Origin of the sequence: Streptomyces sp. NPDC006314 (assembly GCF_040613075.1) — a bacterium.
GTDB lineage: Bacteria > Actinomycetota > Actinomycetes > Streptomycetales > Streptomycetaceae > Streptomyces.
Window position 1 is genome coordinate 1 of sequence record NZ_JBEXRL010000007.1, and the last position, 24,389, is coordinate 24,389.

Consider the following 24,389-nt stretch of genomic DNA (forward strand, 5'->3'; position numbering starts at 1 on the left):
ACGAGATCGGCATGGGCGACAACATCTGGCTCGGTGACCGCGACGCGGTGCGCACCCCCATGCAGTGGACCCCCGACCGCAACGCGGGCTTCTCGACGTGCGATCCGGGACGCCTCTCCCTGCCGGCGATCATGGACCCGGTCTACGGCTACCAGGTCACCAACGTCGAGGCCTCCATGTCCTCCCCGTCCAGCCTGCTGCACTGGACCCGCCGCATGATCGAGATCCGCAAGCAGAATCCCGCCTTCGGGCTCGGCTCGTTCACGGAACTGCAGTCCTCCAACCCGGCGGTCCTGGCGTTCCTGCGCGAGTACGGCGACGACCTGGTGCTGTGCGTGAACAACTTCTCCCGGTTCGCACAGCCCACCGAACTCGATCTGCGGGCCTACGACGGACGGCATCCGGTCGAGCTGATCGGCGGGGTGCGCTTCCCCGCCATCGGTGAACTGCCCTACCTGCTGACCCTGCAAGGTCACGGCTTCTACTGGTTCCGGCTCACCCGAGTCGCATCCCGCATCGGCCGCCGCCGCTGACCTCCCGGCGCCGAGGAAAGGACGCGTCACCATGCCGAAGACCATCACTCCCCGACCGAGAACCGCTGCCGGCGTCGACGGCCTCCTGGTCTCACTCGGTGCGCTGTTGCGTGAGTGGTTGCCGAGGCAACGCTGGTTCGCGGGCAAGGACCGGCCCGTCACCGATCTGTCGGTGCTGTCCGTGACCGAGTTGTTCCCCGCGTGTCTGCATCTGCTGGTGCACGCCTCGCACGCGCCCGTGCCCACACCGGGCGGCACTCCCCCGCCCGGGGACTGCTACCAGTTGCTGCTGGGCCTGCGCGAGCACCTGGCGCCGCGGCTCGAGCGGGCGTTCATCGGGCGGGCGAGCGAGGGTCCGCTGGCCGGGCTGGCGGTCTACGACGCGCTGCACGACCCGCGCGCGGCCCATCTGCTGCTGGAGCGGCTGCGGCAGCCCGGTGCTGCCGGCCCGCTGCGCTTCGAGGCGGATCCGGCCGCTCTGCTGCCCGGAGGGCTGCCGCCGCGCCTGCTGGACGCAGAGCAGTCCAACACCTCGATCGTGTACGGCGACGCGTACATCCTGAAGCTCTTCCGCCGCATCCAGTCGGGCGTCAACCCGGACCTGGAGGTGTCGGCCGCGCTGGCCGCGCAGGGCTGCACGCGGGTGCCCGCGCCGGTGGCCTGGTTCGGGACGACGGCGCCCAGCCCGGCCACACTCGGAGTACTGCAGCCGTTCCTGCCGGACGCCACCGACGGCTGGACGCTGGCGTTGCGGGCCCTCGCCGCCGGCGACCACTTCACCGCGGAGGCCCGCGAACTGGGCCGGGCCATGGCCGAGGTGCACCTGGCGCTGGCCGAGGCGTTCCCGCCGGCCGGACCGGGCGAGAACGGCCGTACGGCCGACGCGATGTGCGTGCGGCTGGACGCCGCCGCGCACGCCGTACCCGGGCTGCGGCCCTTCGTACCCGGTCTGCGAGCCGCGTTCGGGGCACTCACCACGTGCGACACCGGGCCGCCCGCGCAGCGCATCCACGGCGATCTGCACCTCGGGCAGGTGCTGCGGGCCGGCCGCGACTGGTTCGTCATCGACTTCGAGGGCGAACCGTCCCGGCCGCTCGCCGAGCGGCGGGCCCCGCAGTCCCCGGTGCGGGACGTGGCCGGAATGCTGCGCTCCTTCGACTACGCGGCCCGGCAGCGCCGCCCCTGGCGACCCGAATGGGCGCGCCGCTGCCGGGAGGCGTTCTGCGCGGGCTACGCGGCCCGTGCCGGTTGGGATCCCCGCAAGAAGCACGCGCTGCTGCGCGCGCACGAGACGGACAGGGCGGTCTACGAGGTGCTGTACGAGGCGAGACACCGACCGGACTGGCTGCCGGTACCGATGGCGGCGATCAAGCGACTCGCCGTGTGGAGAGGCTGACGTCATGGCACTGCGCGACACCACACGTCCCGGGACCGCGGGCCCCAAGCCGCCCGCGGCCGTCCCTCCCCCGGACTTCGTCCGCGGGGACCCCCATCTCGCTGCGCTCGACCCCGCCGACCGCGGCCGCCTGCTGGGCGGCGCCCACCACGATCCGCACGCCCTGCTGGGCGCCCACCCGGTCCCGGGCGGGACCCTGTTCCGGGCGCTGCGCCCGAACGCCCGGGCGGTCAGCGTCGTGGTCGACGGCATGCCCAACAAACTCGAGTCGGAGGGCGACGGCCTCTTCGCGGCCGTCCTCCCCTACCCGGAGATCCCGTCCTACACCCTGCTGGTGGCGTACGACGACGGCGAACAGGAGGTGCACGACCCGTACCGCTTCCTGCCCGCCCTCGGCGAGCTGGACCTGCATCTGATCCGGGAGGGCCGGCACGAGCAGCTGTGGCACGCACTCGGTGCCGAGCCGATGACCCACCAGGGTGTGGCCGGTACCCGCTTCACCGTGTGGGCGCCCAACGCCCAGGGCGTGCGGGTGGCCGGGGAGTTCACGTACTGGGACGGCACGCAGTACCCGATGCGCTCGCTCGGCGCGTCCGGGGTCTGGGAGCTGTTCCTGCCCGGGATCGGCGAGGGCGCCCGGTACAAGTTCGAGATCACCTCCCGCTACGGCCACCGTTTCCTCAAGGCCGACCCGATGGCGCGGCGTACGGAGGTGCCGCCGGACACGGCGTCGATCGTGACGGCCTCGCACTACGAGTGGGGTGACGCGAAGTGGATGGCACATCGCGGTGACACGCCGGTGCACGAGGCACCGTTCTCGGTGTACGAAGTTCATCTGCCGTCCTGGCGACCCGGATCGACATACCGTCAGCTGGCGGAGGAACTTCCCCCGTACGTCGCGGAGATGGGCTTCACGCACGTCGAGCTGATGCCGGTCGCCGGGTATCCGTTCAGCGGCTCCTGGGGCTATCAGGTCACCTCCTACTACGCGCCGACGCCCCGGCTCGGTTCGCCGGACGACTTCAAGTACCTGGTGGACGCGCTGCACCGGGCCGGCATCGGCGTGATCATGGACTGGGTGCCGGCACACTTCCCGAAGGACGACTGGGCGCTGGCCCGGTTCGACGGGGAACCGCTGTACGAACCCGGGGACTGGCGGCGGGCCGAGCACCCGGACTGGGGCACGTACGAGTTCGACTACGGGCGGACCGAGGTACGCAACTTCCTCGTCGCCAACGCGGTGTACTGGTGCGAGGAGTTCCACATCGACGGCCTGCGCGTGGACGCCGTCGCCTCCATGCTGTACCTCGACTACTCGCGGGACTCCGGCCAATGGGAGCCGAACGTCTTCGGCGGGCGGGAGGACCTGGACGCGGTGGCCTTCCTGCAGGAGATGAACGCCACTGTCTATCGCCGCTGCCCCGGTGTGGTGACCATCGCCGAGGAGTCCACCGCCTGGGAGGGGGTGACCCGGCCGACGGACAGCGGCGGGCTCGGCTTCGGGCTGAAGTGGAACATGGGCTGGATGCACGACTCGCTGGAGTACGTCCAGAAGGAGCCGGTGCACCGCAAGTACCACCACAACGAGATGACCTTCTCGATGGTGTACGCCTACAGCGAGAACTACGTGCTGCCCATCTCGCACGACGAGGTCGTGCACGGCAAGCAGGCGCTGGTGTCGAAGATGCCGGGCGACTGGTGGCAGCGGCGCGCCAACCACCGCGCCTACCTCGGCTTCATGTGGGCCCACCCGGGCAAGCAACTCCTCTTCATGGGTCAGGAGTTCGCCCAGGGCGCCGAATGGTCCGAGGCGCACGGCCCGGAGTGGTGGCTGCTCGGTGACGACTACTGCTCCGCGGGCGACCACCGGGGCGTCCAGCAGCTCGTGCGGGACCTGAACGGCCGGTACCGGGCGACGCCGGCACTGTGGCAGCGGGACACCGACCCCGGTGGCTTCCGGTGGGTGCTGTGCGACGCGGCGGACGACAACGTCTTCGCGTTCCTGCGTTTCGACACCGAGGGGTCCCCGCTGCTGGCGGTGTCGAACTTCTCCCCCGTCGTCCGGCACGACTACCGGCTGTGGGTGCCCGGCGAGGTACCCGCCTGGCACGAGGAGCTGAACACGGACGACGTCCGCTACGGCGGCAGCGGGGTCGGCAACGAGGGGTCCCTCGTGCCGGCGGACGGGCTCCTGAGCCTCACGCTCCCACCGCTCGCCACGGTCTGGCTGACACCGGAGCGCTGAAAGCCGCAGGTGTCGGCGGCGGTACCAGGGGCAGTCGGGGTCTACAGACAGACCCGCGACTGCCCCTTGTGGCACGGACAGAAGGGCGGCACCACGTGCGCACCGTCGGAGTGGAGGAGGAACTCCTTCTGGTCGATCCGGACAGCGGCGACCCGAAGGCGCTGGCGGCGGCCGTACTCGCCCGGGCCGCCCATGACGATCCCGGACAGGACGTGTTCGAGAAGGAACTGTTCGGGCAGATGCTGGAGTTCGCCACGCATCCGCAGTCGGACATGGCGGCCCTCGGTGCGGAGATCGTGCGCTGCCGCAAGGAGGCGGCCCGGCACGCCGGGGAGATCGGCTGCGCCGTCGCCGCGCTCGCCACCTCCCCGCTGCCGGTCAGTCCCTCCCTCAGCATGAACGACCGCTACCGGTGGCTGGCCGAGCGGTACGGGATACCCACCTGGGAGCAGCTCGTGTGCGGCTGCCATGTCCATGTGTCGGTGGAGTCCGACGAGGAGGGCGTCGCTGTCCTCGACCGGATCCGCCCGTGGCTGGCGGTGCTCCGCGCGATCAGTGCGAACTCTCCGTTCTGGCAGGGTCAGGACACGGATTACGGCAGCTACCGCAGCCGGGTGTGGAACCGCTGGCCGTCGGCCGGCCCGACCGAGCTGTTCGAGTCCGCGGAGCGGTACCGCCGGCGGGTGTCCGACATGGTGGCCACGGGGGCCATCCTGGACGAGGCGATGGCCTACTTCGACGCGCGTCTGTCCGCCCGCTACCCGACGGTGGAGCTCCGGGTGGCCGACGTGTGCCTGCGCGCGGACACCGCCGTACTGATCGCGACGCTCAGCCGCGCGCTCGTAGAGACGGCCGCACGGGACTGGCGGGCGGGCCGCCCGGCGCACGACCACAGCGTGAGCCTCCTCAGGCTGGCCGACTGGCAGGCCGCGCGGTTCGGACTGGAGGAGAACCTCCTCGACCCGGCGACCATGCGGCCCCGGCCCGCCGCGCAGGTGCTGCGCTCCCTGCTGGAGCACACCGGGGACGCGCTGACCGACAGCGGCGACGCGGCCCGCGCCGAGCAGGCCGTCGAGGAGCTGCTGCGGACGGGCAACGGCGCGCGCGAGCAGCGCAGGCTGCTGGAACGCACCGACAGCCTGCGGGACGTGGTCACCGAATGCGTGCGGCTCACCCAGGGCTGAGCGCTCAGGTCAGAGGATCAGCATCAGGGCGTACACCAGGAAGAAGGCTGCGATCAGGGCGACGAGGACGAGGATCAGCGTCAGCGGCGCCTTGGCCCACCCTCTGCTCTGAACGTGCGGCTCGCGGGGCCCTGCCTCGGGCATGCTGCTCTCGGCGGGCGGGGTCTCGCCGGGCGGGACTCCGCCGCCGGGCTCCAGCCCGGTGGTGCGCTCCGGCTCGGGATCAGGGTTCACATGGCTCATGTCCCCCGAGTCCCCAGAACACGCCGACATCATCAGCCGATCACGACTTCCGCGTTCCAGACCCCGAACGCGCTCGCCTGGGCTACATTCGAGCACCGCCGACACCGAGCCGATCGGCGGAGTGACCCTCCGTACCCCCCGGGAGCAGTGCATGCGGGACGTCGCCCTCGCTCCAGCCGTCAGCCCGCCGCTCACCGGCGGCCTCGGCGACAGCGTCTTCCACACGGCGGACCGGAATCCGACCCTGCCACTCCTCGCGCGCCGCGCGGACCCCACCGCCACGGTGTGGGAGGAGGTGACGGCCGTCGAGGTACGGGACGAAGTGATCGACCTGGCCAAGGGGCTGATCGCCGCCGGTATCTCGCCCGGTCACCGGGTGGCCCTGATGGCACGTACCCGCTACGAGTGGACGGTGCTCAGCCACGCGCTGTGGGCCGTGGGCGCGGAGGTCGTGCCGATCCATCCGACCGCCGCGCGCGACCAGGTCGAGTGGATCCTGCGGGACGCCGGCTGCGTGGCCGTGGTCGTCGAGGACGAGCAGGGCGCGATGACCGTCGGCACCGTGTGCGTCAGGCTGCCGCGGCTGCGGCACGTCTGGCAGCTCGACGCGGGCGCGCTGCGCGAACTCGTCGAGCGGGGTGCGGTGGTGCCGTACACCACCGTGGAGTCGCTGCGCCGGATCGTGCTGCCGGACGCCACGGCGGCCGTCGTCTACACCTCCGGTACCTCGGGCCGCCCCCTGGGGTGCGCGCTGAGCCACCGCGGCCTCGCCTATCCCTGCGACACCCTGCTGGCCGGCTGGGCCCACACCGCGGCACCGCCGGGCGAACAGCCCTCCGTCCTGGCCTTCCTGCCGTTCTCCCACGTCTACGGCATCATGATCATGCTGACGTGCGTGCGCGGCGGCATCCTGATGGCGCACGAGCCGGAGATGACCGAGGCGGCGCTGGCGTCGGCGCTGTCCACGTTCCGGCCGACGTATCTGTACGGGGTGCCGTCGGTGTTCGAGAAGCTGTACAAGAATTTCCTGCGCGCCGCGGAACAGGAGGGCCGCGGCGCGCTGTTCGAGCGGGCCGCGCAGACCGCGCGGGACTTCGCCGCCGCCGAGGAACGCCGCCGGATGGGCAGCGGTGCGGGCCCGGGGTTCGACCTCAGGCTGCAACACGCCTTGTACGAGCGGACGGTGTACCGCAGACTGCGCGCGGCGCTCGGCGGCCGGGTCGTGCGCGGTACCTCCGGCGGTTCCTCGCTCAGCCGCGAACTGTCCCTCTTCTATGAGGGCATCGGCGTCTACGTCCACGACGGGTACGGGCTCACCGAGTCCTCCGGCGGGATCACCATGCAGCCGCTCGGCCGGGAGAAGTCCGGGACCGTGGGCCGGCCGCTGCCGGGCACCGCGATACAGGTGGCCGAGGACGGGGAGATCCTGGTGCGGGGGCCGTCGGTGTTCCAGGGGTACGTCAGCGACGAGGCGGCGACGCGGGCCGCGCTGCGCGGTGGCTGGCTGGCCACCGGGGACATCGGGCGGCTGGACTCCGAGGGCTATCTGACGATCACCGGACGCAAGAAGGACATCATCGTCACCAGTGGCGGCAAAAGCGTGGCCCCGGCCCCGCTGGAGGAGCGGCTGCGGATGCATCCGCTGATCCACCAGGCGGTGGTGATCGGCGACGACCGGCCCTGCGTCGGCGCCCTGATCACCCTGGATGCGGAGTTCCTCGCACACTGGCGGACCGCGCTGGCGCTGCAGGGCGACCTCCCGGGCCGCGAGACCCGGGAGGAGAACGCGCTGCGGGAGGAGCTCGCGCGGGCCGTGGCCTCGGCCAACAGCGCCGTGTCCCGCGCGGAGTCCATCAGGGTCTACCGCGTCCTCCCGGAACCGTTCGCCCCGGACAACGGGCTGCTCACGCCGTCCATGAAGCTGCGCCGGGACGCCATCGTGCGGCACTGTGCCGCCGAGATCGAGGCGATGTACCAGGCGCGCTCCCAGGCCCGGCGGGGACCGCAGGTGCCGGCCGACTGGGACGAGCCGGACGATGTCTTCCGCTGAGGGGGCGCACCCCCGCCGGAGCGACGTCCCGGAACGGACGGATAGCCTGCCGGGCTGTGGGAACCCGCCACGCACAGAGAGATCAGCAACGACGACCGTCCTGGCGGGAGGGGCCCGGGGGCCCCTCCCGGCCGGGACCGGGGAATGCGAGATGGCGACGGAGCCGCGTTGGGACGACACACCGCCCTCGGAGGAGAAGTACGAGCGTACGTTCTCCTTCGCAGGTGAGCTACGCAACGTCACGGAGGCGCGGCTCGCCGCGGAGGACTTCCTGTGCGCCCTGGCCAGAAACGCGCCGCCGGTCGCGCACGAGTACTGGGACGACATCCTGCTGGTCGTGACCGAGCTGGCCGCCAATGTGATCCAGTACGCGCCCGGCCCGTTCGACCTGCGGATGCGCCGCACCTTCGACGGCGTGCATGTGACGATGCGCGACACGAGCACCACCAAGCCGGAGCCACGGCCCTTCCACCCGCGGACGGGCGGTGGCGGGATCGGCTGGCATCTGGTGCACACGCTGTGCACCCAGGTCAGCGTGGTCGTCCACGACCGCGGCAAGGACATCCACGTGTTTCTGCCCTGGTGACGGCACACGTGGCCGGGCATGCCCGTCGCGTGTGCGACGTATGACTGTGCGAATACCGGTTACTCCATCCGGAGTGGGGGCATGTGGGTGTCCACGCGTTCGTCTGCCTGCCGCACCCAGCTGGCGGATCGGCTCCGGCCACGGTGGGATCGAAGTTGGCGCGCAGCGATCCAGGGCATGCGAACGGCGTCGAGTCGGACCGCCTGGAGCCGCAGAAAGGGATGAACACCGTGACACGACCCAGGATCCTGGTGGTTGGCGCAGGCTTCGCCGGAGTCGAGTGCGTCCGCCGCCTGGAGCGGAAACTCGCCCCCGACGAGGCCGACGTCACCCTGGTGACGCCGTTCGCCTACCAGCTCTATCTGCCTCTGCTGCCCCAGGTCGCCTCCGGCGTGCTCACGCCGCAGTCGATCGCCATCTCGCTGCGACGCAGCAGGAGGTACCGCACCCGGATCATCCCGGGCGGCGCGATCGGGGTGGACCTGAAGGCCAAGGTGTGCGTCGTCCGCACCATCACCGACAAGATCGTCAACGAGCCCTACGACTACATCGTGCTGGCACCGGGCAGCGTCACCCGCACCTTCGACATCCCGGGGCTGACCGAGCACGCCTTCGGGATGAAGACGCTCGCCGAGGCCGCCTACATCCGCGATCACGTCATCTCGCAGCTGGACCTCGCCGACGCCAGCGACGACCCGGTCGAACGGGCGGCGCGGCTGCAGTTCGTGGTCGTCGGCGGCGGATACGCCGGCACCGAGACCGCGGCCTGCCTGCAACGGCTCACGCACGCCGCCGTACAGCGCTATCCGCGTCTGGACCCGGGCCTGATCAAGTGGCACCTGATCGACGTCGCGCCCAAGCTGATGCCCGAACTGGGCGACAAGCTGGGCCGCAGCGCGCAGGAGATCCTGAAGCGGCGGGGTATCGAGGTCTCGCTGGGTGTGTCGATCGACAAGGCCGGACCGGAGGAGGTGACCTTCACCGACGGCCGGGTGGTGCCGACGCACACTCTCATCTGGACGGCGGGCGTGGTCGCCAGCCCGCTGATCGCCACGCTCGGCGCGGAGACGATCCGCGGCCGGCTGGCGGTCACGTCGCAGATGTGCCTGCCCGGCCACGACGGCGTGTTCGCGCTCGGGGACGCGGCCGCTGTGCCCGATGAGGCCAAGGGCCAGGAGGGCGCGGTCTGCCCGCCCACCGCACAGCACGCCATGCGCCAGGGCAAGAAGGTCGCCGACAACGTCATCGCGACCCTGCGCAACCAGCCGATGGAGTCGTACGTGCACAAGGACTTGGGCCTCGTCGTCGACCTCGGCGGCAAGGACGCCGTGTCCAAGCCGCTGGGCATCGAGCTGCGGGGGGTGCCCGCCCAGGCGGTGGCCCGCGGTTACCACTGGTCGGCACTGCGCACCAACGTCGCCAAGACCCGCGTGATGACCAACTGGCTGCTGAACGCCGTCGCGGGCAACGACTTCGTCCGCACCGGCTTCCAGGCCCGAAAGCCCGCCCGGCTGAAGGACTTCGAGTTCACGGACTCGTACCTGACGCCGGAGCAGGTACGGGCCCAGGTCGAGGGCAGGACCATCGAGAACCCCTGATGCGACGCGGATCACCGAGGGGCCGCCGATCACCGCCGATCATTTCTCACCGGGTCGGCGGTCTTCTCTGGTCGGCTGGCTGAAGTCCGGGCACGGCCTCGGGCACGGGCACGCCAACGCCCTGGTGGCGGCGACCCTGGCCGAAGGGAAGTAGCCCGGGCCCTCGTGCGATGCTGGGTCGGAGATCGATTTCCGGCACGGGAGAGAGCGCGGCGGCGTGAGGGCAGCGGCACGGTCGGGGCGGGTACGGATGTGGGACCGGCTGGCGGCGTCCGATCCCGGCCTGCTCCGGCTCACCGCGGGGCTGCGCACGGTCACCGCCATCGCCCTCACCCTCGCCGTTCTCGGTGTGCTGCGGGTTCCGGTGCCCCAACTGGTCGCCGGCGCCATGACGGCGATGGTCTCCACCTTCGCCATCCGGGAGAAGCAGCGCGCCCGGCAGGCCGTCACACTCGCCCTCGGTCTGCCGGTGGCACTGGCCTCGGTCTCACTGGGCGCACTCCTCGACCAGCGCGTCCTCGCCGGGGACCTGTTCTTCGTCGTCCTGATCTTCTGCGCCGTCTACAGCCGCCGGTTCGGCGACCGCGGCACGGCGCTGGGGCTGATCGGCTTCCAGATCTACTTCCTCTCCCTGTTCGTGCACGCCACCACGTCCGCGCTTCCCGGGCTGTGCGGCGTCATCTGCGTGGCGTTCGCGTGCAGCGCCACCGCCCGCTTCCTGCTGCTGCCGCAGACCCCTGCGGGCACCCTGGACCGGCTGCGGCGGGCTTTCCGCGCCCGGCTCGCCCAGCTGATCGACGTCCAGATCCAGCTGCTCGACGCCGGGCCCGAGGAGGTGGACAAGGCCCTGGAGGAGCTGCGCACCGGCACCGCGCGGCTGCACGAGACGGCGCTGATGATCCAGGGACGGTTGGAGGACGGCACCTCGGACGCGTCGGTGGCCCGGCTGCTGCAGCGCCGGATCGCGGACGCCGAGATCGCCGCCGAGCGGCTCGGTCTGCTGCTGCTCACCGCGCGCAGCGCCGAGCGGACCCACACCCTCACCCTGCATCTGCCGGGCGCTCCGCTGCCCTCGGGGGGCGAGTCGCCGGTGCGGGACGAGGCGAAGGACGCGCTGCGCCGGGACCTGCGGGCACTGCGGCTGCTGGTGCTGCGGCCGGCCGGTGAGGCCTCCGGGACGGCGCTCGCGCAGGTCCGCAACCGGCTGCTCGGCTACCGGGACGAGGAGAACCTGCCCGTGGCCTCCCCGGCGGTGCAGGACGTCTTCCGGGGCCTCGGCGAGACCGCCCGGGCCGCGCTGGGGTTGCGGCTCGTCCTCGACGGGCCGCAGGACGAGTCGGAGGACAGCCCGGCGGCCGCCCGCTCGCGCGAGGAACTGGACGCGGAGGACGCCGCGATCGAGGTCAGCGAGGAGATGAGCGGGCCGAAGGAGGCCGAGCCGGCCGGCCTGAGGCGGCCCACCACCCGGGCGGCCGTCCAGGTGGCCGTCGGCTCCTCCCTGGCCATCGCAGGTGGCGAGCCCCTGTCCGGCCAGCGCTGGTACTGGGCGGTGCTGACCTGCTGGATCGTGTTCATCAACACCGCCTCCACCGGCGAGATCCTGGTGAAGGGCTACCGGCGGCTGCTCGGCACGATACTCGGCGTGGTCGCCGGCATCGGGCTCGCCGGCCTGGTCGGGCACCACACCTGGACGGCGTTCGCGCTCGTCCTGGTGTTCGTCTTCGCCATGTTCTACACGGCGCCCCTGTCGTACACACTGATGTCGTTCTTCGTCACTGCGGCGCTGGGACTGCTGTACACACTGCTGAACACCTACAGCACGGAGGTGCTGGTGCTTCGGGTGGAGGAGACGGCGCTGGGCGCGGCCTGCGGGGTGATCGCGGCGGCGCTGGTGCTGCCGATCCACACCGACCGCCGTACCGATGAACTCCTCGTGGAGGTCCTGGACCGGCTCACCGCCGTCACCCGGGCCGCCGTCGACCAGCTGAGCGGCGGGACCGGGGCCGATCTCGTGGAGCAGGCGCGCGACCTAGACCAGGCGCTGGCCGACCTGCGCGGGGCCACCCAGCCGCTGACCCATCCGATCACCCCGCTGCGCTCCCGCCGGGACACCGCCCGGTACGTCGTGGCGCTGCTGGAGACCTGCGCGTACCACGCGCGTTCGCTCGCGGCGACGGCCGAGCTGCTGCCGACGCACCCGGCGATCGCGGCGGACCCCCGGCTGCGCGGGGCGTGCGGGCGGATCGTGCACAACATCGAGGCGATCGCCGCGCACGTCACCGATACGCGGTCCTCGGCCCGGATCGAGACCGGCCCCAGCATCGCCTCGATGCTGGAGCCGGGAACCCTGCGCACCCCGCGCTACGGGCGGGTGACCGACCGGGTGCTGCGCCATCTGCAACGCCTGGACGAGGCTGTCTCCGGTCTGGCGCGGCCGCTGGGCATCATCCCCACCGGTACGGCCGAGCCGAAGAGGTGACCCCCGGGGACCCTCGGCCTCACAGCGGTCCTGTGCCGCCCGTGCGGCGGCCCAGCACCTCGTCGCGGACGCGGGCGCAGCTGCGGCTGATCAGCCGGGAGACGTGCATCTGGGAGATGCCGAGCCGGTCGGCGATACGGCTCTGGGTCATGTCCTCGAAGAAGCGCATGTACAGGATCGCCCGTTCCCGCTCGGGCAGGCGGCGCAGCCCTTCTTTGGCGGCCTCGCGGTCGACGACGACGTCGTACGAGGCGTCCGTGGCGCCGAGGGTGTCGGCGAGGCTGTAGCCGTCGTCGCCGGCGGCGAGTTCGGCGTCCAGCGACAGGGTGCTGAAGCTCTCCAGCGCCTCCATGCCCGCGGACACCTCCTCCTCGCTGAGCCCGGTGTGCGCGGCGATGTCGGCGACGGTGGGTTCCGGGCTGCCGGGGTTCTGGGTGAGTTCCCGTCGGGCCACTCGCACCCGGTTGCGCAGCTCCTGCACCCGGCGGGGCACCCTCAGGGCCCACATCCGGTCGCGGAAGTGCCGCTTGACCTCTCCGGTGATGGTCGGCACGGCGTAGCTCTCGAACGCCCCGCGCGACGGGTCGAACCTGTCGATCGCCTTCACGAGCCCGAGCGCGGCGACCTGGCGCAGGTCCTCGACGGACTCGCCGCGGTCGCGGAAGCGACCGGCGATCCGGTGGGCCATGGGCAGCCAGGAGGTGACGAGTTCGTCGCGTACGGCGTCCCGCTCGGGGCCGTCCTCCAGTTCCGCGAGCCGGGCGAACAGCTCCGCGGTGTCGGGAGCGTCGTCATGGTTCCGTCGGGCGGGCGCCGCGGCGGCGGGGGTGGCAGGCGTGCCGTGAGGGCTGGTCGGCATGTCGGTCAGCATGCGGAATCGCTCCTGAACGTGGTTTCAGGGCACGGCCGGAACAGGGTCCCGGGTTCTGGCCCGAACGGTGGTGTCAGGGTTCGCCGCGGGGTGAACCGCCCGGCCCGCCGGTAGGGGGCCCAGGCAGCAGTCTCCCCGCTGGGCGCGCGCCTCCGGTCCGAAGCACGAGATTCCGTCTGCCCCCCGGCCCCGGGGACAAACGCCGGCAGGCGGAACTTCCAAAACCGCTTCAGTGCAGCGGTACCACGGCCGTGATGCGCTTGCCACCCCAGGGCAGCTCGGCCACCCGGACGTCCCGCGCCAGCCGGCAGACGATGGGCCAGCCGCGCCCGCCCGGCCGGGACCGGCCGCGTTCGTCCACGGGTGCGACGGCCACCGGCACGTCGTCGCTGCGGTCGCTCACCGACACCCGGACGCCGCTGGAGTCGATGTCGACGTCGAAGCCGGTGATCCCGCCGCCGTGCAGTATGGCGTTGGTGGCCAGTTCCGAAGTGACGAGCAGGGCGTCCTCCATGGCCTCGGGTGCGCACGGGAGGGCCTCGGCCCGGCACCGCTCGGCCACCACTCGCCGGACCGTTCTGCGGGCGTCGGCTGGCCCGCACGGCAGTCGGCGGCATGGTTCCCGCAGTGTCGCGGAGGAGCTGGTCCGGTGCTTGTCGAGCATCCCTTTCCTCCCTGCGCGGTGCCCGGATTGACTGGTTCTCTCCTCTTTCGGCTGACCCTTGCTGGCGTTGTCAAACACCCTCGATGCCGATGCCATCACCAGGGAACGGCCGGGTACCCGACCGTCATGACCGATGTGGTGGACGCGGACGAGTTGTTGCGGCGCCTCCGGCGGGGCAGGGAGCGCGCGGCGGAGGAGGAACGTGCCTGGCGGGAGCGCTCGCAGAGCCTGACGGCGACCGATCCGGACGGCGCGCGGGAGGCGGCGGACCGGGCGCGGGCGTACGAGGCGGTACTGATGGTGCTGGAGGAGATCGTCAACCCGGGCGGGCAGCCGGCGGCGGCGGAAGGAGTGAAACGGGTCACCTGACCTGCTTCTGGCTACACATAAGCACGCGAGCTGGTTTACCGTTCATCCATACGTGATGCCGGAGTGGACCGGAACCGTCCTTCCTCCCTCCTCGCGCGTCACCGCATACGGCCCTGGCTGGATTCCCCCGTCCAGCCAGGGCTTTTTGCCGCCCGGAACCGGTCGGCAGGCGCACGCCCACATGCTTCGAGGTGCCCGGGGCGGCGGCAGCGGCTGAAATGGGCTTAAGCACAGCATCCGGACCGCCGCCGGCGAGGAGCCCCGCGCCATGACCAAAGCGATCAAACTGCTCACCGCCCTGCCCCAGGCGCAGCGCGAGCGCCTGATGGAGCTGGCCAGGGAGGTCTCCTTCCCCGAGGACACCCGCATCTTCGAGGCGGGCGGCACGGCCGACCGGTTCTGGGTGATCCGCTCCGGCGCGGTCCACCTGGACCAGCAGGTCACCTCCCGGCAGCGGGTGACCGTGGCCACGCTCGGCGCCGGCGACCTGCTCGGCTGGTCCTGGTTGTTTCCGCCGTACGAGTGGGACTTCGGCGCGGTGGCCTTCAGCAACGTACGGGCCTACGAGTTCGACGGGCCCTCGGTGCTCGCCGTGTGCGTGGAGGACCCGCTGCTCGGCCTCTCCCTGGTCCGGACGGTGGCCGAGATTCTCGCCAGCCGCCTGGAGACGACCCGCGGCAAGCTGATGGACCAATACGCGATCCGGAGGCGCAGCGGCCCGCTCTAGGGTTCAGATCCGGTAGCGGCGCAGCGCCGGGACCGCGCAGGCCAGGGTCAGCATCACCACGACGACCAGGGCGCCGCCACCTGCCACGGCGGCCCGCGGGCCGAATACCGAGCCGGCGGTGCCGTGCAGCACGTCGGCCAGACGCGGGCCACCCGCGACGACGACCGTGAACACCCCTTGCATCCGTCCGCGCATCTCGTCGGTCGCGGCCGACAACAGGATCGCGCCCCGGAACACCATCGAGACCATGTCCGCGACACCGGCCGCGGCGAGGAAGGCCATCGCGATCCAGAGGTTGCCGCTCAGCCCGAACCCGGCGATGGCCACGCCCCAGCCGACGACCGCCCCGATGACCATCCACCCGTGCCGGCGGGCCCGCGAGAACACCCCGGAGAACAGACCGCCGAGCACCGCGCCGACCGGGATGCCGGCGAACAGCACGCCGAGCGCGAGTCCTTCGCCGTAGGAGTCGTAGGTCTGCGCGGCGAGCTGCGGGAACAGGGCGCGGGGCATGCCGAGCACCATGGCGACGATGTCGGCGAGGAAGGAAAGCAGCAGCACCTTGTGCCGGGAGACGTAGCGGAAGCCGGCCGCCACCTCCCGTACCCCGGCCCGGCGGGTGGAGGCGCCGGCGAGCGGCGGCAGCGGGGGCAGCCGGAAGACGGCCCACACCGTCGTGCACAACGCCAGGGCGTCGATGAGGTACAGCTCGGGCAGCCCGATGACCGGGATGAGCGCCCCGGCGAGGAGCGGGCCCGCCACCAGGCCGGTCTGCGTCACCGTGGAACCGAGCGCGTTGGCCGCGGCCAGTTGCCCGGCGGGCACCAGGCGGGCGATGGAGGCGTTGCGCGCCGGGGCGTTGAGGCCGAAGAAGGCCTGCTGCATCGCGAGCAGGACCATGAGGACGACGACCGAGTCGAGTCCGGTGACGGCCTGCGCACAGAACAGCAGCGAGGTCACCGCGATACCGCTGTTGGTGACCAGCAGCAGCTTGCGGCGGTCGACGGTGTCGGCGACCGCCCCGCCCCACAGCGCGAACGCCACCATGGGCACGAGACCCGCCAGGCTCGCGTAGCCGACCCAGGCCGACGAGTGCGTGATGTCGTAGATCTGCTTGGGTACGGCGACGGCGGTGAGCTGGCTGCCGACGGCGGTGACGATGGTCGAGGACCACAGCCGCCGGTAGGCGGGGATGCGCAGGGGGCGGGTGTCCATCGCCCAGCGGCGCCAGCCGCGCCGCGGCGGGGCCTCGGCCGCCGGCGCGGCCGTGCCGGTCGCGGTGGCGCTGCTCTCGCTCGTGTCCACGGGTGTCCCGGTTGCTCGATCGTCTTTTCGCTTCGCGAGCCTGACCGTCCCGGCACAGTCCGTGCACGGCCGAACGGATTGTCTCAGGATCCGGCGACGAGTGTGGCCCCCAGCGCCAGCATGGTGAGGGCGACCAGGCCGTCCAGGATCCGCCAGGCGCCGGGCCGGGCCAGGTACCGGCCGAGTAGCCGGGCGCCGAAGCCGAGCGCGGCGAACCAGCACAGGCTGGCGAGCGCGGCGCCGAGCCCGAAGGTCCAGCGCAGCGGGCCCCGGTCTGCGGCGAGCGAGCCGAGCAGAAAGACGGTGTCCAGATAGACGTGCGGGTTGAGCCAGGTCATCGCCAGGCAGGTGAGCACCGCCCGTCTGCGGGAACCGGCGGTCTCCCCCTCGGCGCGCAGCCCGGTGCCGGGTCTGAGGACGCGGCGGGCGGCGAGGGCGCCGTAGCAGAGGAGGAAGACACCGCCGACGATCCCGACCGCCCTGAGCGCGCCGGGCCAGGCCACCACCACCGCACCGACCCCGCCGACGCCGAGCGCGATGAGCACCGCGTCGGACAGGGCGCAGATGCCGACCACGGCGAGCACGGAATCACGGCGAACCCCCTGCCGCAGAACGAAGGCGTTCTGTGCGCCGATGGCGACGATGAGGGAGAGGCCGGTGCCGAATCCGGCTGCCGCGGCGGTCAGTGCGTGGTTCATGCGGTCGACGCTAGGCAAGGGCACCTACCAAGTACAGCTAAAGATTTTTACGTAGCATTAGCTGTCGTGATGATGGAACTTCCTCTGGAGCAGGTGCGGACGTTGCTCGCCGTGGTCGACGAGGGCACCTTCGACGCGGCGGCCGCGGCCCTGCACGTGACGCCGTCGGCGGTCAGCCAGCGTGTCAAGGCCCTCGAACAGCGCACCGGCCGGGTGCTGCTGCAGCGCACCAAACCGGTGCGGCCCACGGAGTCCGGCGCGGTGCTGGTGCGGTTCGCCCGGCAGCTCGCCCGGCTGGAGCGGGACGCATGGGGCGAGCTGGGGCTGAGCGGCGCCGGCGAGCCGACGCGGGTGTCGGTCGCGGTGAACGCCGACTCGCTGGCGACCTGGTTTCTGCCGGCCCTGACCCGAGTGGCGGGGCTCTGCTTCGAGCTGCACCGGGAGGACGAGGCCCACACGGCGGCCCTGCTGCGCGAGGGGCTGGTGATGGCCGCGGTGACCTCCTCGGCCGACCCGGTGCCCGGCTGCACGGTCCGACCGCTCGGGCGGATGCGCTATCTGCCGGTGGCCGCACCGGAGTTCACCCGGACCCACCTCGCGGGTCAGCCGCTGCCTGAGGCTCTCCCCCGGGCCCCCGTCGTGGTCTTCGACCGCAAGGACGACTTCCAGGACGGGTTCGTGCGCCGGCTGGGCAGCAGGTCCGCCGGTCCGCTGCGGCACCATGTGCCCACGTCGGAGGGGTTCGTGGACGCGGTCGCCGCGGGGCTGGGCTGGGGCATGGTCCCGGAGGCCCAGGCGGACCCACTGCTGGACGAGGGCCGGCTGGCCCTGCTCGCCCCCGGGGAATGGGTGGACGTCACCCTGTACTGGCAGCAGTGGAAGCTCGACTCCCCCGCGCTCTCGGCGCTGGCCGACGCGGTGACGGAGACCGCGGCACAGGCGCTGCGCCGCTGACGGCGGGCACCTCGGCACCGGCGACCGATGGCCTCCGGCGGAGTACCCGGTTGTGCCACGGTGCCGAGACGACCGGTGTTTGCGCGTGCGACGTCCCCCCAACTCCCCGCCCGCGGTGCCCGATCGGGCACGAACCGCTCGGTCGGGACGCCTCCGCCGCCCCGCCCCCTCCCCCAACCTGCCTACCGCGTACGGCTCCTCGCGGGACCGCGCGCACCTGACCGGATCGCGGTCGTCGCCCGATTCCCTGCCGGTTGCGTTGTTTCACACCGTCCCGACCGGTCACCCGAACCCGGACAACGCATTCGACAGGGCACGGACGCCTTCGATCCGAAACCAGGAGACTTCGATGGACAACTGGCGCGACCATGCCGTGTGCCGTGACGAGGACCCCGATCTGTTCTTCCCCATCGGCACCACCGGCCCCGCTCAGGTGCAGGCCCAGCAGGCGAAGGCGGTGTGCGGGCGCTGTCCCGTCCGGGAACAGTGCCTCGACTGGGCGCTGGACACCGGCCAGAGCATCGGCGTATGGGGCGGAACGACCGAACTGGAACGCCGGGCGCTGCGGCGCCGCGCGCGCTCCCGGCAGCGTTCCGGCTGACCCGGCGGCAGAAGTGGGGGGCTCAGCGGCCACCGCGGCGCAGGGCCCCCACTCCCGCTCCGGCCGGGCAACATCCGCCTTGCCCCGTCGATCACGTCGTCGGCGATCCAGCACAACGGCTCGACGCCGGCCACCAGCGGCTCGTCGCAGGGGCCCCGGCCCGTCTCCCGGCCCGCGAGGCCCAGGGCGCACACCGGGGCCCTTGGCCGTGCGGCGGACACGCATGGTCGTACAGCCGGCGCGCCACCCGCAGTTCCACGGACCGGTCCTCCCACCGGTCCTCGACGTCAAGGGGGTTGGCCGACAGGCCGGGCATGGGCACACCGTGAGTTCGTCGGTGCCGCAGACGTCGTCGGAGCCGGTGCCGGGGCCTGGACCACCACACGTACAGGCCCCGATGCCGTTCCACCGGGCGGGCCACTCGGCGAGCGTGGACACGACCGGCAGGTCCCTCCGCTGTGCCCATGACATGACCTCCCTCGACTGTACTGAGCGACCGAGTGCCCCGGCGCGCGCCGGACATGGGACCGAGCGCCTCCGCTGTCAGGGCTCCTCGCGCGGCTGCCGGCCGGCCGGCAGCCGCAGGGTGAAGACCGCGCCCGCGCCGGGCTCGCTCGCGGCCTCGGCCGTACCCCCGTGGGCCGCGACCAGGTGGCGGACGATCGGCAGGCCGAGGCCGCTGCCGCCGGTGCGGCGGCTGCGGGACTTCTCCGCACGCCAGAACCGGTCGAAGACATGCGGCAGGTCCTCGGGCGCGATCCCCGCACCGGTGTCGGTGACGGTGAGGACTAGGTCGTCCCCCTCCCGGCGGGCGGCGAGCGTGACGGCACCGCCGGCAGGGGTGTGCCGCAGCGCGTTGGAGACCAGGTTCCCGAGGACCTGCCGCATCCGCACCGGATCCGCGTCCAGCCAGGCGGCGGGGTCGGCCTCGACACCCAGGGCGACCCCGGCACCGTCGGCGGCGACGCGGTGGGCTGCCGCCGCCTGCTCGAGCAGGTCGCCGGCCCGCAGCGGCTCGCGGTGCAGGTGCAGGGTGCCGGCGTCGACGGCGGCGAGGTCCTGCAGGTCGTCGATGATCCGCTGGAGTACGAGCGCCTCCTCGTGCAGCGAGTCCAGCAGCGCCGGGTCGGGGTCGACGACGCCGTCCCGGACGACCTCCAGCCAGCCGCGGATGTTGGTCAGCGGGCTGCGCAACTCGTGCGCGATGTCACTGACCATCGCCTTGCGCTGGGCCTCCAGGCGCTCGCGGCGCCCGGTCAGGTCGTTGAAGGCCTCAGCGAGGATGCCGGTCTCGTCCCGGGTGGTCACCGGCACCCGGACATGCAACTCGGGCGGGGCCCCCGCGGCCTCGGTCAGCGCGCGCAGGGGCCGGACGAGCCGGACGGCCACGACGGCGGTCACGGCGACGGTGACGGCGAGGACAAGGCCGGCCGTGCCGACCACCTTTGCCTTGTTGGCGGGCGACATGTCGAATCGGGAGGGGTTCTGGTCGCCGATGCCGAGGAACAGCTCGGCCGCCGGGGCGACGTACGGCTCGAGCTGGATGCGGCGGGCGGCCAGGATGCAGTGCTGGGCCGCCCGAGCCGACGCGCCCTTGCCCAGCTTCGCGTACTTGGTGACCAGATAACCGCCGCCGAAGGGGTCCTTGCCGCTGGGGTCGAAGGAGAGGAACAGCCGCCCGCCGAGGTCCGTGCCCGCCTGCTCCAGACAGGGCCGGGCAAGATCCGACAGCGCGTCCAGGGCTTTCCGTTCCGTCGGCGAGGGGATGTTGAGCTGTCCGTCCTCGCACACCGTCGCGCCGTAGCCGGAGGAATCGGTGCCGTCCGGGGCGGTGACCATCGGCCGCCCGTTCGCGGCCCGCACGACCGTGGTCTGCAGGCCGTAACGCCCGTAGCATCGCTTGCGCCGGGCGGCCAGCGCGTCCAGCTTCGTGCGGTCCTTCCCTCGCAGCCGGTAGGGGCCCACCACGCGCGGGTCGATGCCGCTGAGCTGGGCGCCGGACTCGGTGTAGGTGTCGGTGCGCAGCGGGTCGACGGTGGCGGCGGGCCGGGGCGGCAGCGGCGTGCCACGGGGCGCGGAGTCGGCGACCAGGGTGCGGTCGGCGGTGGTGAGGGCGATACGGCGTCCCGTCCTGGCGGCCAGGACCCGGACGGTGTGCCGGGCGCCCGACCAGTCGGGGTGCGTGGCGGCGTACCCGCTGAGCTGGGTGAGGATGCTGTTGTCGGCGGCCAGATCCTGGCCCTGCTCCTCCTTCAGTGCGCTGGTGGTGGTGGTCACCGCGAGCCAGGCGGTCGCCGCCACCGAGCAGACCGCGATCAGAGCGGAGACGAACAGCAGGCGGACGAGGAGCCGTTTCCGCAGCGGGATCCGCCGCTTCGGTGTCCGGCCCTGCGGCATCCGGCGCTTCACGGTCGCGTGCCGCTCAGCTTGTAGCCGACGCCGAAGACGGTCAGCAGCCGTACCGGCCGGCGCGGGTCGGCCTCGATCTTGCGGCGCAGGTTCATGATGTGCACGTCGACGGCCCGCTCGGTGGAGGCCCGGTCGAAGCCGCGTGTGCACCGCAGCAGCTGGCGCCGCGTGAACACCCGGTCCGGCTCCCCGGCCATGGCCAGCAGGATCTGGAACTCGGCCGGTGTGCACTCCACCGGCACGCCGTCGCGGCGCACCTCGTGCCGTACCGGGTCGACGCTGATCCCGGCGGCCTGCACGACGGCGTCGTCGTCCCGGGCGCCGGCGCCCCGCCCGCTGCGCCGGAGGACCGTGCGGATGCGCGCCATCAGCTCGCGCGGACTGTACGGCTTGGTCATGTAGTCGTCGGCGCCCAGTTCGAGGCCGAGCAGCACGTCGTCCTCGGCGGAGCGGGCGGTGAGCATCACCACGGGGATGTCCGGGTCCCCGCCGCGGCGCAGCACCCGGCACACACCGAAGCCGTCGACGACCGGGAGCATCAGGTCGAGGACGACGAGGTCGGGCCGCAGCCGGCGGGCCGCGTCCAGCGCGGCCGCGCCGTCGTGCACCACCGTGGCGGTGTGTCCCTCGGCCAGCAGGGAGCGGCGGATCAGCTCGGCCTGCTTCTCGTCGTCCTCGGCGACCAGTACATGTGCGCACACGGGTTCGGATCCTAGGCCGCTCAGCGGGCGAGCCAGTCGGCGTACCCCATGACGACGGCCGGGTGCCGGTGCGGGTCGAGGCTGCGCAGGAGTTCCTTCATGTGGGCCCTGGCGACGCTGACACAGCCGTGCGTGGGCCCGCCGTGGTCGATGTGCAGCCAGACTCCGCCGCCCCGGCTGAGGCCGAGCGGCCGGGTCCAGTCCAGGGGCGAGGTGCCGGGCTCGCGGTTGTAGTCGATGGCGATCACGTAGTCGAAGGATCCCTCGAGCGGTTCGCCCTCGAAGCCGGTGCCGGGCGAGTGGAAACCGCCGGAGTGGTGGTACGGGAGCTTGCTGCCGGGGTCGGGGAGCAGGCCTCCGGCGTCGGAGAGGGTGTAGACGCCGAGTGGGGAGCGCAGGTCGCCGGACATGTGGTGCGCGCTCCAGCCGTGCAGCGCGTTGTGGGCGGGCCAGGAGGGTCCGGCCTGCCAGCCGGAGGAGATGCGCTCGTGCAGGACGACCGTGCAGAGCGGGGAGTTCTTCGCGCGCCCGGTGACCACGACGGCCTGCCCGCAGCGCTCCGGTATCGCAGCCGACCGCTTCGGCCCGAGGCCGGGTATGCCCTGCGGCGCCTGCTCCGTCTCGATCTCGGGAGTGGGAGTGGGGGCGGGGGCGGCCGGGGACGCCGGACGGCCGGCCGGCGTCCGGCGCTCGGTCGCCTCGGCTCCGCCGCCGCAGCCGGTGAGCAGCAGCGGGGAGGCGAGGAGTGTGACAGCGGTTCTGCGTCGGATCATGGGTCGACCTTGTCCGACGGTTGTTTGGATCCGGTCAGCGTTCAGGCGCTGTTCGGCTTGCCCTTCGCATACAGCCAGGTGTGGAACAGCCCGTCCAGCTGCTTCCCCGACTTCTGCTCGGCCAGCCGCACGAACTGTGCGGTCGTCCCGTGCCCACCGCGGTGCTCGGCCGCCCACGTGCGCAGGATCCGGAAGAAGTCCCGGTCGCCGACGGCGTTGCGCAGCTCGTGCAGGGTCATGGCGCCGCGCGCGTAGACGGGCGTGCCGAAGATGTACTTGCCGCTGCCCGGATCGCCGGGCGGGTAGGCCCACAACGCGTTGCCCGCGGGGCGGGCGTAGAGGGCGTCGAACCTCTTCTGGGCGCTGTCGCCGCCGTGCTGCTCGGCGTAGAGCCACTCGGCGTAGGTGGCGAAGCCCTCGTTGAGCCAGATGTCCTTCCATGCGGTGAGTGAGACGGAGTCGCCGAACCACTGGTGGGCGCTCTCGTGCACGAGAGTGCTCAGGCTCGGCGCGGAGTCGTAGACCGGCCGGGTCTGGGTCTCCAGGGCGTAGCCGACGCTCGGGGCGTGGTCGACGATCGCGCCGGCGGCCCGGAAGGGGTACGGGCCGAACAGCTTGCTCTCCCAGGCGAGGACGGAGGGCAGCTTCTTCAGCACCGGCGCGGCGGCCCGCGCCTCCCGCGCGTCGACGGCGTTGTAGACCTGGATGCCGTCGCGGGTGGTGTACCGCTCGACGTTGAACCGGCCGATCGTGGCGGTGGCCAGATAGGCGGCCATGGGCTGGGTCTCACGCCAGCGGAAGGTGGTGCGTCCGTGCGCGGTGCGCTGTCCGAGCAGCACCCCGTTGGCGACGGCGGTGCGCCCCTTCGGCACGGTGATGGTGAAGTCGTACGACGACTTGTCCTTGGGATGGTTGTTCGCCGGGAACCAGGTCATCGCGCCCTGCGGCTCGCCGGCGACGAAGGCGCCGTCGTCGGTGGGGATCCAGCCGTCCGCCGAGCCGTCGGGGTCGGTGACCGGCTTCGGGGTGCCGTGGTAGGCGACGGTGACGCGGAACTCCTGGCCCGCGCGCAGGCTGTGGCGCGGGGTGACGACGAGTTCCTGGCCGTCGCGCCGGAAGGCCGCCGCCCTGCGGTCGACGGTGACCGAGGTGACCTCCAGGCCCTTCAGGTCGAGGTCGAAGCGGGTGAGCTTCTGGGTGGCGCGGGCGGTGAGAACGGCCTTGCCGTCGAGGTGGCCGGCCGCGGTGCCGTAACGGAGCGTCAGGTCGTAGTGGCCGACGTGATAGCCGCCGTTGCCGCTGAGCGGGAAGTAGGGGTCGCCGGCGCCGGACGCGCCGGTGGTGCCCGCCGCCGCGGGGCCTGCGGCGGCGAGGAGCGCCGCCATGGCGACGGGCACGGTGGCGAGGACCGCCTCGCGGCGGAGGACGGCGGTAGGGCGCCGCGGGGGCTGTCTGCGGGATGGCGTCACAGGCGCTCCTCAGGGGGGTGGTGGGTGATCGACTGGCTCACAGACTAGGGCGGGCGGGGGCCCGGCTTCCCTCTTGTTCAGGTCAGTCACGTCGCGTCGCCGCCCGGTGGGCGGGGCCGGCCGCAGTACGCTCGCGGGACCGTCCGCGATCAGAGAGGGGGCCCTGCCGTGAGCGTGCGCGTGCGCCGGGTCTACGAACCGCCCGAGCCCGACGACGGCCTCCGTGTCCTGGTCGACCGGCTGTGGCCGCGCGGCGTCGCCAAGGACGCGGCCCACGTGGACGAGTGGCCCAAGGTGCTCACCCCATCGACCGAACTGCGCAAGTGGTACCACGGCGGCGAGGGCTCCTACGAGGAGTTCCGCCGCCGCTACGAGGCGGAGCTGGACGCTCCTGAGGCCGCTGAACTGCTCGACGGTCTCAGGAAGTCGGCCCGCGAGGGGCGCGTGACGCTGCTGACGGCGTCCAAGACGCCGGAGGAGAGCCACGCGCAGGTGCTGGCGGAGCTGCTGAGGGGCTGACGCCGACCCGCCCGT

Annotated in this window: 22 protein-coding genes and 2 pseudogenes; 14 read left to right on the plus strand and 10 right to left on the minus strand. The window is 72.3% G+C overall.

The annotated features are described in order from the left end of the window. The 4 genes from ABZ079_RS14540 to ABZ079_RS14555 form a co-directional block, all read left to right on the plus strand. On the plus strand, nt 1–533 hold a 533-nt coding region (locus ABZ079_RS14540; protein WP_356939770.1), incomplete at its 5' end, for an alpha-glucosidase C-terminal domain-containing protein. A 31-nt stretch (nt 534–564) separates the two neighbouring features. Continuing rightward, nucleotides 565–1,929, plus strand: coding sequence for a maltokinase (locus tag ABZ079_RS14545; RefSeq protein WP_356939771.1), 1,365 nt, complete (start codon nt 565–567; stop codon nt 1,927–1,929). Nucleotides 1,930–1,933: 4 nt separating this feature from the next. Beyond that, nucleotides 1,934–4,174 carry a 1,4-alpha-glucan branching enzyme gene (gene glgB / locus ABZ079_RS14550; RefSeq protein ID WP_356939772.1) on the plus strand — a complete coding sequence of 747 codons (2,241 nt, stop codon included), beginning with the start codon at nt 1,934–1,936 and terminating at the stop codon, nt 4,172–4,174. A gap of 95 nt (nt 4,175–4,269) precedes the next feature. Next, complete coding sequence (locus tag ABZ079_RS14555; protein WP_356939773.1) at nt 4,270–5,358, plus strand: glutamate--cysteine ligase; 1,089 nt, start codon at nt 4,270–4,272, stop codon at nt 5,356–5,358. Between the two features lie 9 nt (nt 5,359–5,367). Here the strand turns inward: ABZ079_RS14555 and ABZ079_RS14560 are convergent, their stop codons facing one another. Further along, nucleotides 5,368–5,601: a DUF6480 family protein gene (locus ABZ079_RS14560; protein ID WP_356939774.1), complete on the minus strand. Its 234-nt coding sequence runs from the start codon at nt 5,599–5,601 to the stop codon at nt 5,368–5,370. 151 nt (nt 5,602–5,752) lie between these two features. Here ABZ079_RS14560 and ABZ079_RS14565 point away from each other — a divergent pair, with 151 nt between their 5' ends. The 5 genes and pseudogenes from ABZ079_RS14565 to ABZ079_RS14585 all read left to right on the plus strand — a co-directional run bounded on the left by ABZ079_RS14565 (nt 5,753) and on the right by ABZ079_RS14585 (nt 12,314). Beyond that, nucleotides 5,753–7,651, plus strand: a complete 1,899-nt coding sequence (locus ABZ079_RS14565; protein ID WP_356939775.1) for an AMP-dependent synthetase/ligase — start codon at nt 5,753–5,755, stop codon at nt 7,649–7,651. Nucleotides 7,652–7,802: 151 nt separating this feature from the next. Then, nucleotides 7,803–8,237, plus strand: coding sequence for an ATP-binding protein (locus ABZ079_RS14570; RefSeq protein WP_356939776.1), 435 nt, complete (start codon nt 7,803–7,805; stop codon nt 8,235–8,237). A 221-nt stretch (nt 8,238–8,458) separates the two neighbouring features. Further along, a complete protein-coding gene (locus ABZ079_RS14575) occupies nt 8,459–9,835 on the plus strand; it encodes an NAD(P)/FAD-dependent oxidoreductase (RefSeq protein ID WP_356939777.1) in 1,377 nt (458 codons plus the stop codon). A gap of 67 nt (nt 9,836–9,902) precedes the next feature. Further along, nucleotides 9,903–9,989: pseudogene (locus tag ABZ079_RS14580) on the plus strand (DUF4287 domain-containing protein); the annotation flags it as partial. A gap of 96 nt (nt 9,990–10,085) precedes the next feature. Continuing rightward, a complete protein-coding gene (locus tag ABZ079_RS14585) occupies nt 10,086–12,314 on the plus strand; it encodes an FUSC family protein (RefSeq protein WP_356940070.1) in 2,229 nt (742 codons plus the stop codon). 19 nt (nt 12,315–12,333) lie between these two features. Here ABZ079_RS14585 and ABZ079_RS14590 read toward each other — a convergent pair whose 3' ends face one another. Next, complete coding sequence (locus ABZ079_RS14590) at nt 12,334–13,185, minus strand: SigB/SigF/SigG family RNA polymerase sigma factor (protein ID WP_356939778.1); 852 nt, start codon at nt 13,183–13,185, stop codon at nt 12,334–12,336. Nucleotides 13,186–13,414: 229 nt separating this feature from the next. Then, nucleotides 13,415–13,849 carry an ATP-binding protein gene (locus tag ABZ079_RS14595; protein ID WP_356939779.1) on the minus strand — a complete coding sequence of 145 codons (435 nt, stop codon included), beginning with the start codon at nt 13,847–13,849 and terminating at the stop codon, nt 13,415–13,417. A 126-nt stretch (nt 13,850–13,975) separates the two neighbouring features. Here ABZ079_RS14595 and ABZ079_RS14600 point away from each other — a divergent pair, with 126 nt between their 5' ends. Then, nucleotides 13,976–14,218: a hypothetical protein gene (locus ABZ079_RS14600; RefSeq protein ID WP_356939780.1), complete on the plus strand. Its 243-nt coding sequence runs from the start codon at nt 13,976–13,978 to the stop codon at nt 14,216–14,218. A 268-nt stretch (nt 14,219–14,486) separates the two neighbouring features. Further along, nucleotides 14,487–14,945, plus strand: a complete 459-nt coding sequence (locus tag ABZ079_RS14605; protein ID WP_356939781.1) for a cyclic nucleotide-binding domain-containing protein — start codon at nt 14,487–14,489, stop codon at nt 14,943–14,945. A gap of 3 nt (nt 14,946–14,948) precedes the next feature. Here the strand turns inward: ABZ079_RS14605 and ABZ079_RS14610 are convergent, their stop codons facing one another. Together ABZ079_RS14610 and ABZ079_RS14615 are read right to left on the minus strand one after the other, a co-directional pair. Next, nucleotides 14,949–16,250 (minus strand): MFS transporter, encoded by a 1,302-nt coding sequence (locus ABZ079_RS14610; protein WP_356939782.1) that lies wholly within the window; start codon nt 16,248–16,250, stop codon nt 14,949–14,951. An 83-nt stretch (nt 16,251–16,333) separates the two neighbouring features. Continuing rightward, complete coding sequence (locus ABZ079_RS14615; protein ID WP_356939783.1) at nt 16,334–16,948, minus strand: LysE/ArgO family amino acid transporter; 615 nt, start codon at nt 16,946–16,948, stop codon at nt 16,334–16,336. A gap of 66 nt (nt 16,949–17,014) precedes the next feature. On the opposite strand from ABZ079_RS14615, the gene ABZ079_RS14620 reads away from it, so the two are divergent. Both ABZ079_RS14620 and ABZ079_RS14625 read left to right on the plus strand, forming a co-directional pair. Then, nucleotides 17,015–17,902 (plus strand): LysR family transcriptional regulator ArgP, encoded by an 888-nt coding sequence (locus ABZ079_RS14620; RefSeq protein ID WP_356939784.1) that lies wholly within the window; start codon nt 17,015–17,017, stop codon nt 17,900–17,902. Nucleotides 17,903–18,251: 349 nt separating this feature from the next. Next, nucleotides 18,252–18,503, plus strand: coding sequence for a WhiB family transcriptional regulator (locus ABZ079_RS14625; RefSeq protein WP_356939785.1), 252 nt, complete (start codon nt 18,252–18,254; stop codon nt 18,501–18,503). A gap of 128 nt (nt 18,504–18,631) precedes the next feature. Here the strand turns inward: ABZ079_RS14625 and ABZ079_RS14630 are convergent. From ABZ079_RS14630 to ABZ079_RS14650, 5 genes and pseudogenes are all read right to left on the minus strand, one after another. Next, nucleotides 18,632–19,026, minus strand: a pseudogene (locus ABZ079_RS14630) (DUF6098 family protein); the annotation flags it as partial. Nucleotides 19,027–19,046: 20 nt separating this feature from the next. Next, nucleotides 19,047–20,900 carry a HAMP domain-containing sensor histidine kinase gene (locus ABZ079_RS14635; RefSeq protein ID WP_356939786.1) on the minus strand — a complete coding sequence of 618 codons (1,854 nt, stop codon included), beginning with the start codon at nt 20,898–20,900 and terminating at the stop codon, nt 19,047–19,049. An 8-nt stretch (nt 20,901–20,908) separates the two neighbouring features. Further along, complete coding sequence (locus ABZ079_RS14640) at nt 20,909–21,613, minus strand: response regulator transcription factor (RefSeq protein ID WP_356939787.1); 705 nt, start codon at nt 21,611–21,613, stop codon at nt 20,909–20,911. 20 nt (nt 21,614–21,633) lie between these two features. Further along, nucleotides 21,634–22,386 (minus strand): L,D-transpeptidase family protein, encoded by a 753-nt coding sequence (locus tag ABZ079_RS14645; protein WP_356939788.1) that lies wholly within the window; start codon nt 22,384–22,386, stop codon nt 21,634–21,636. Nucleotides 22,387–22,427: 41 nt separating this feature from the next. Continuing rightward, nucleotides 22,428–23,855 (minus strand): M1 family metallopeptidase, encoded by a 1,428-nt coding sequence (locus tag ABZ079_RS14650; protein WP_356939789.1) that lies wholly within the window; start codon nt 23,853–23,855, stop codon nt 22,428–22,430. A gap of 168 nt (nt 23,856–24,023) precedes the next feature. On the opposite strand from ABZ079_RS14650, the gene ABZ079_RS14655 reads away from it, so the two are divergent. Next, the gene (locus ABZ079_RS14655; RefSeq protein ID WP_356939790.1) at nt 24,024–24,374 is read left to right on the plus strand and encodes a DUF488 family protein; all 351 of its coding nucleotides are present in this window, start codon (nt 24,024–24,026) and stop codon (nt 24,372–24,374) included. Nucleotides 24,375–24,389: the final 15 nt, after the last annotated feature.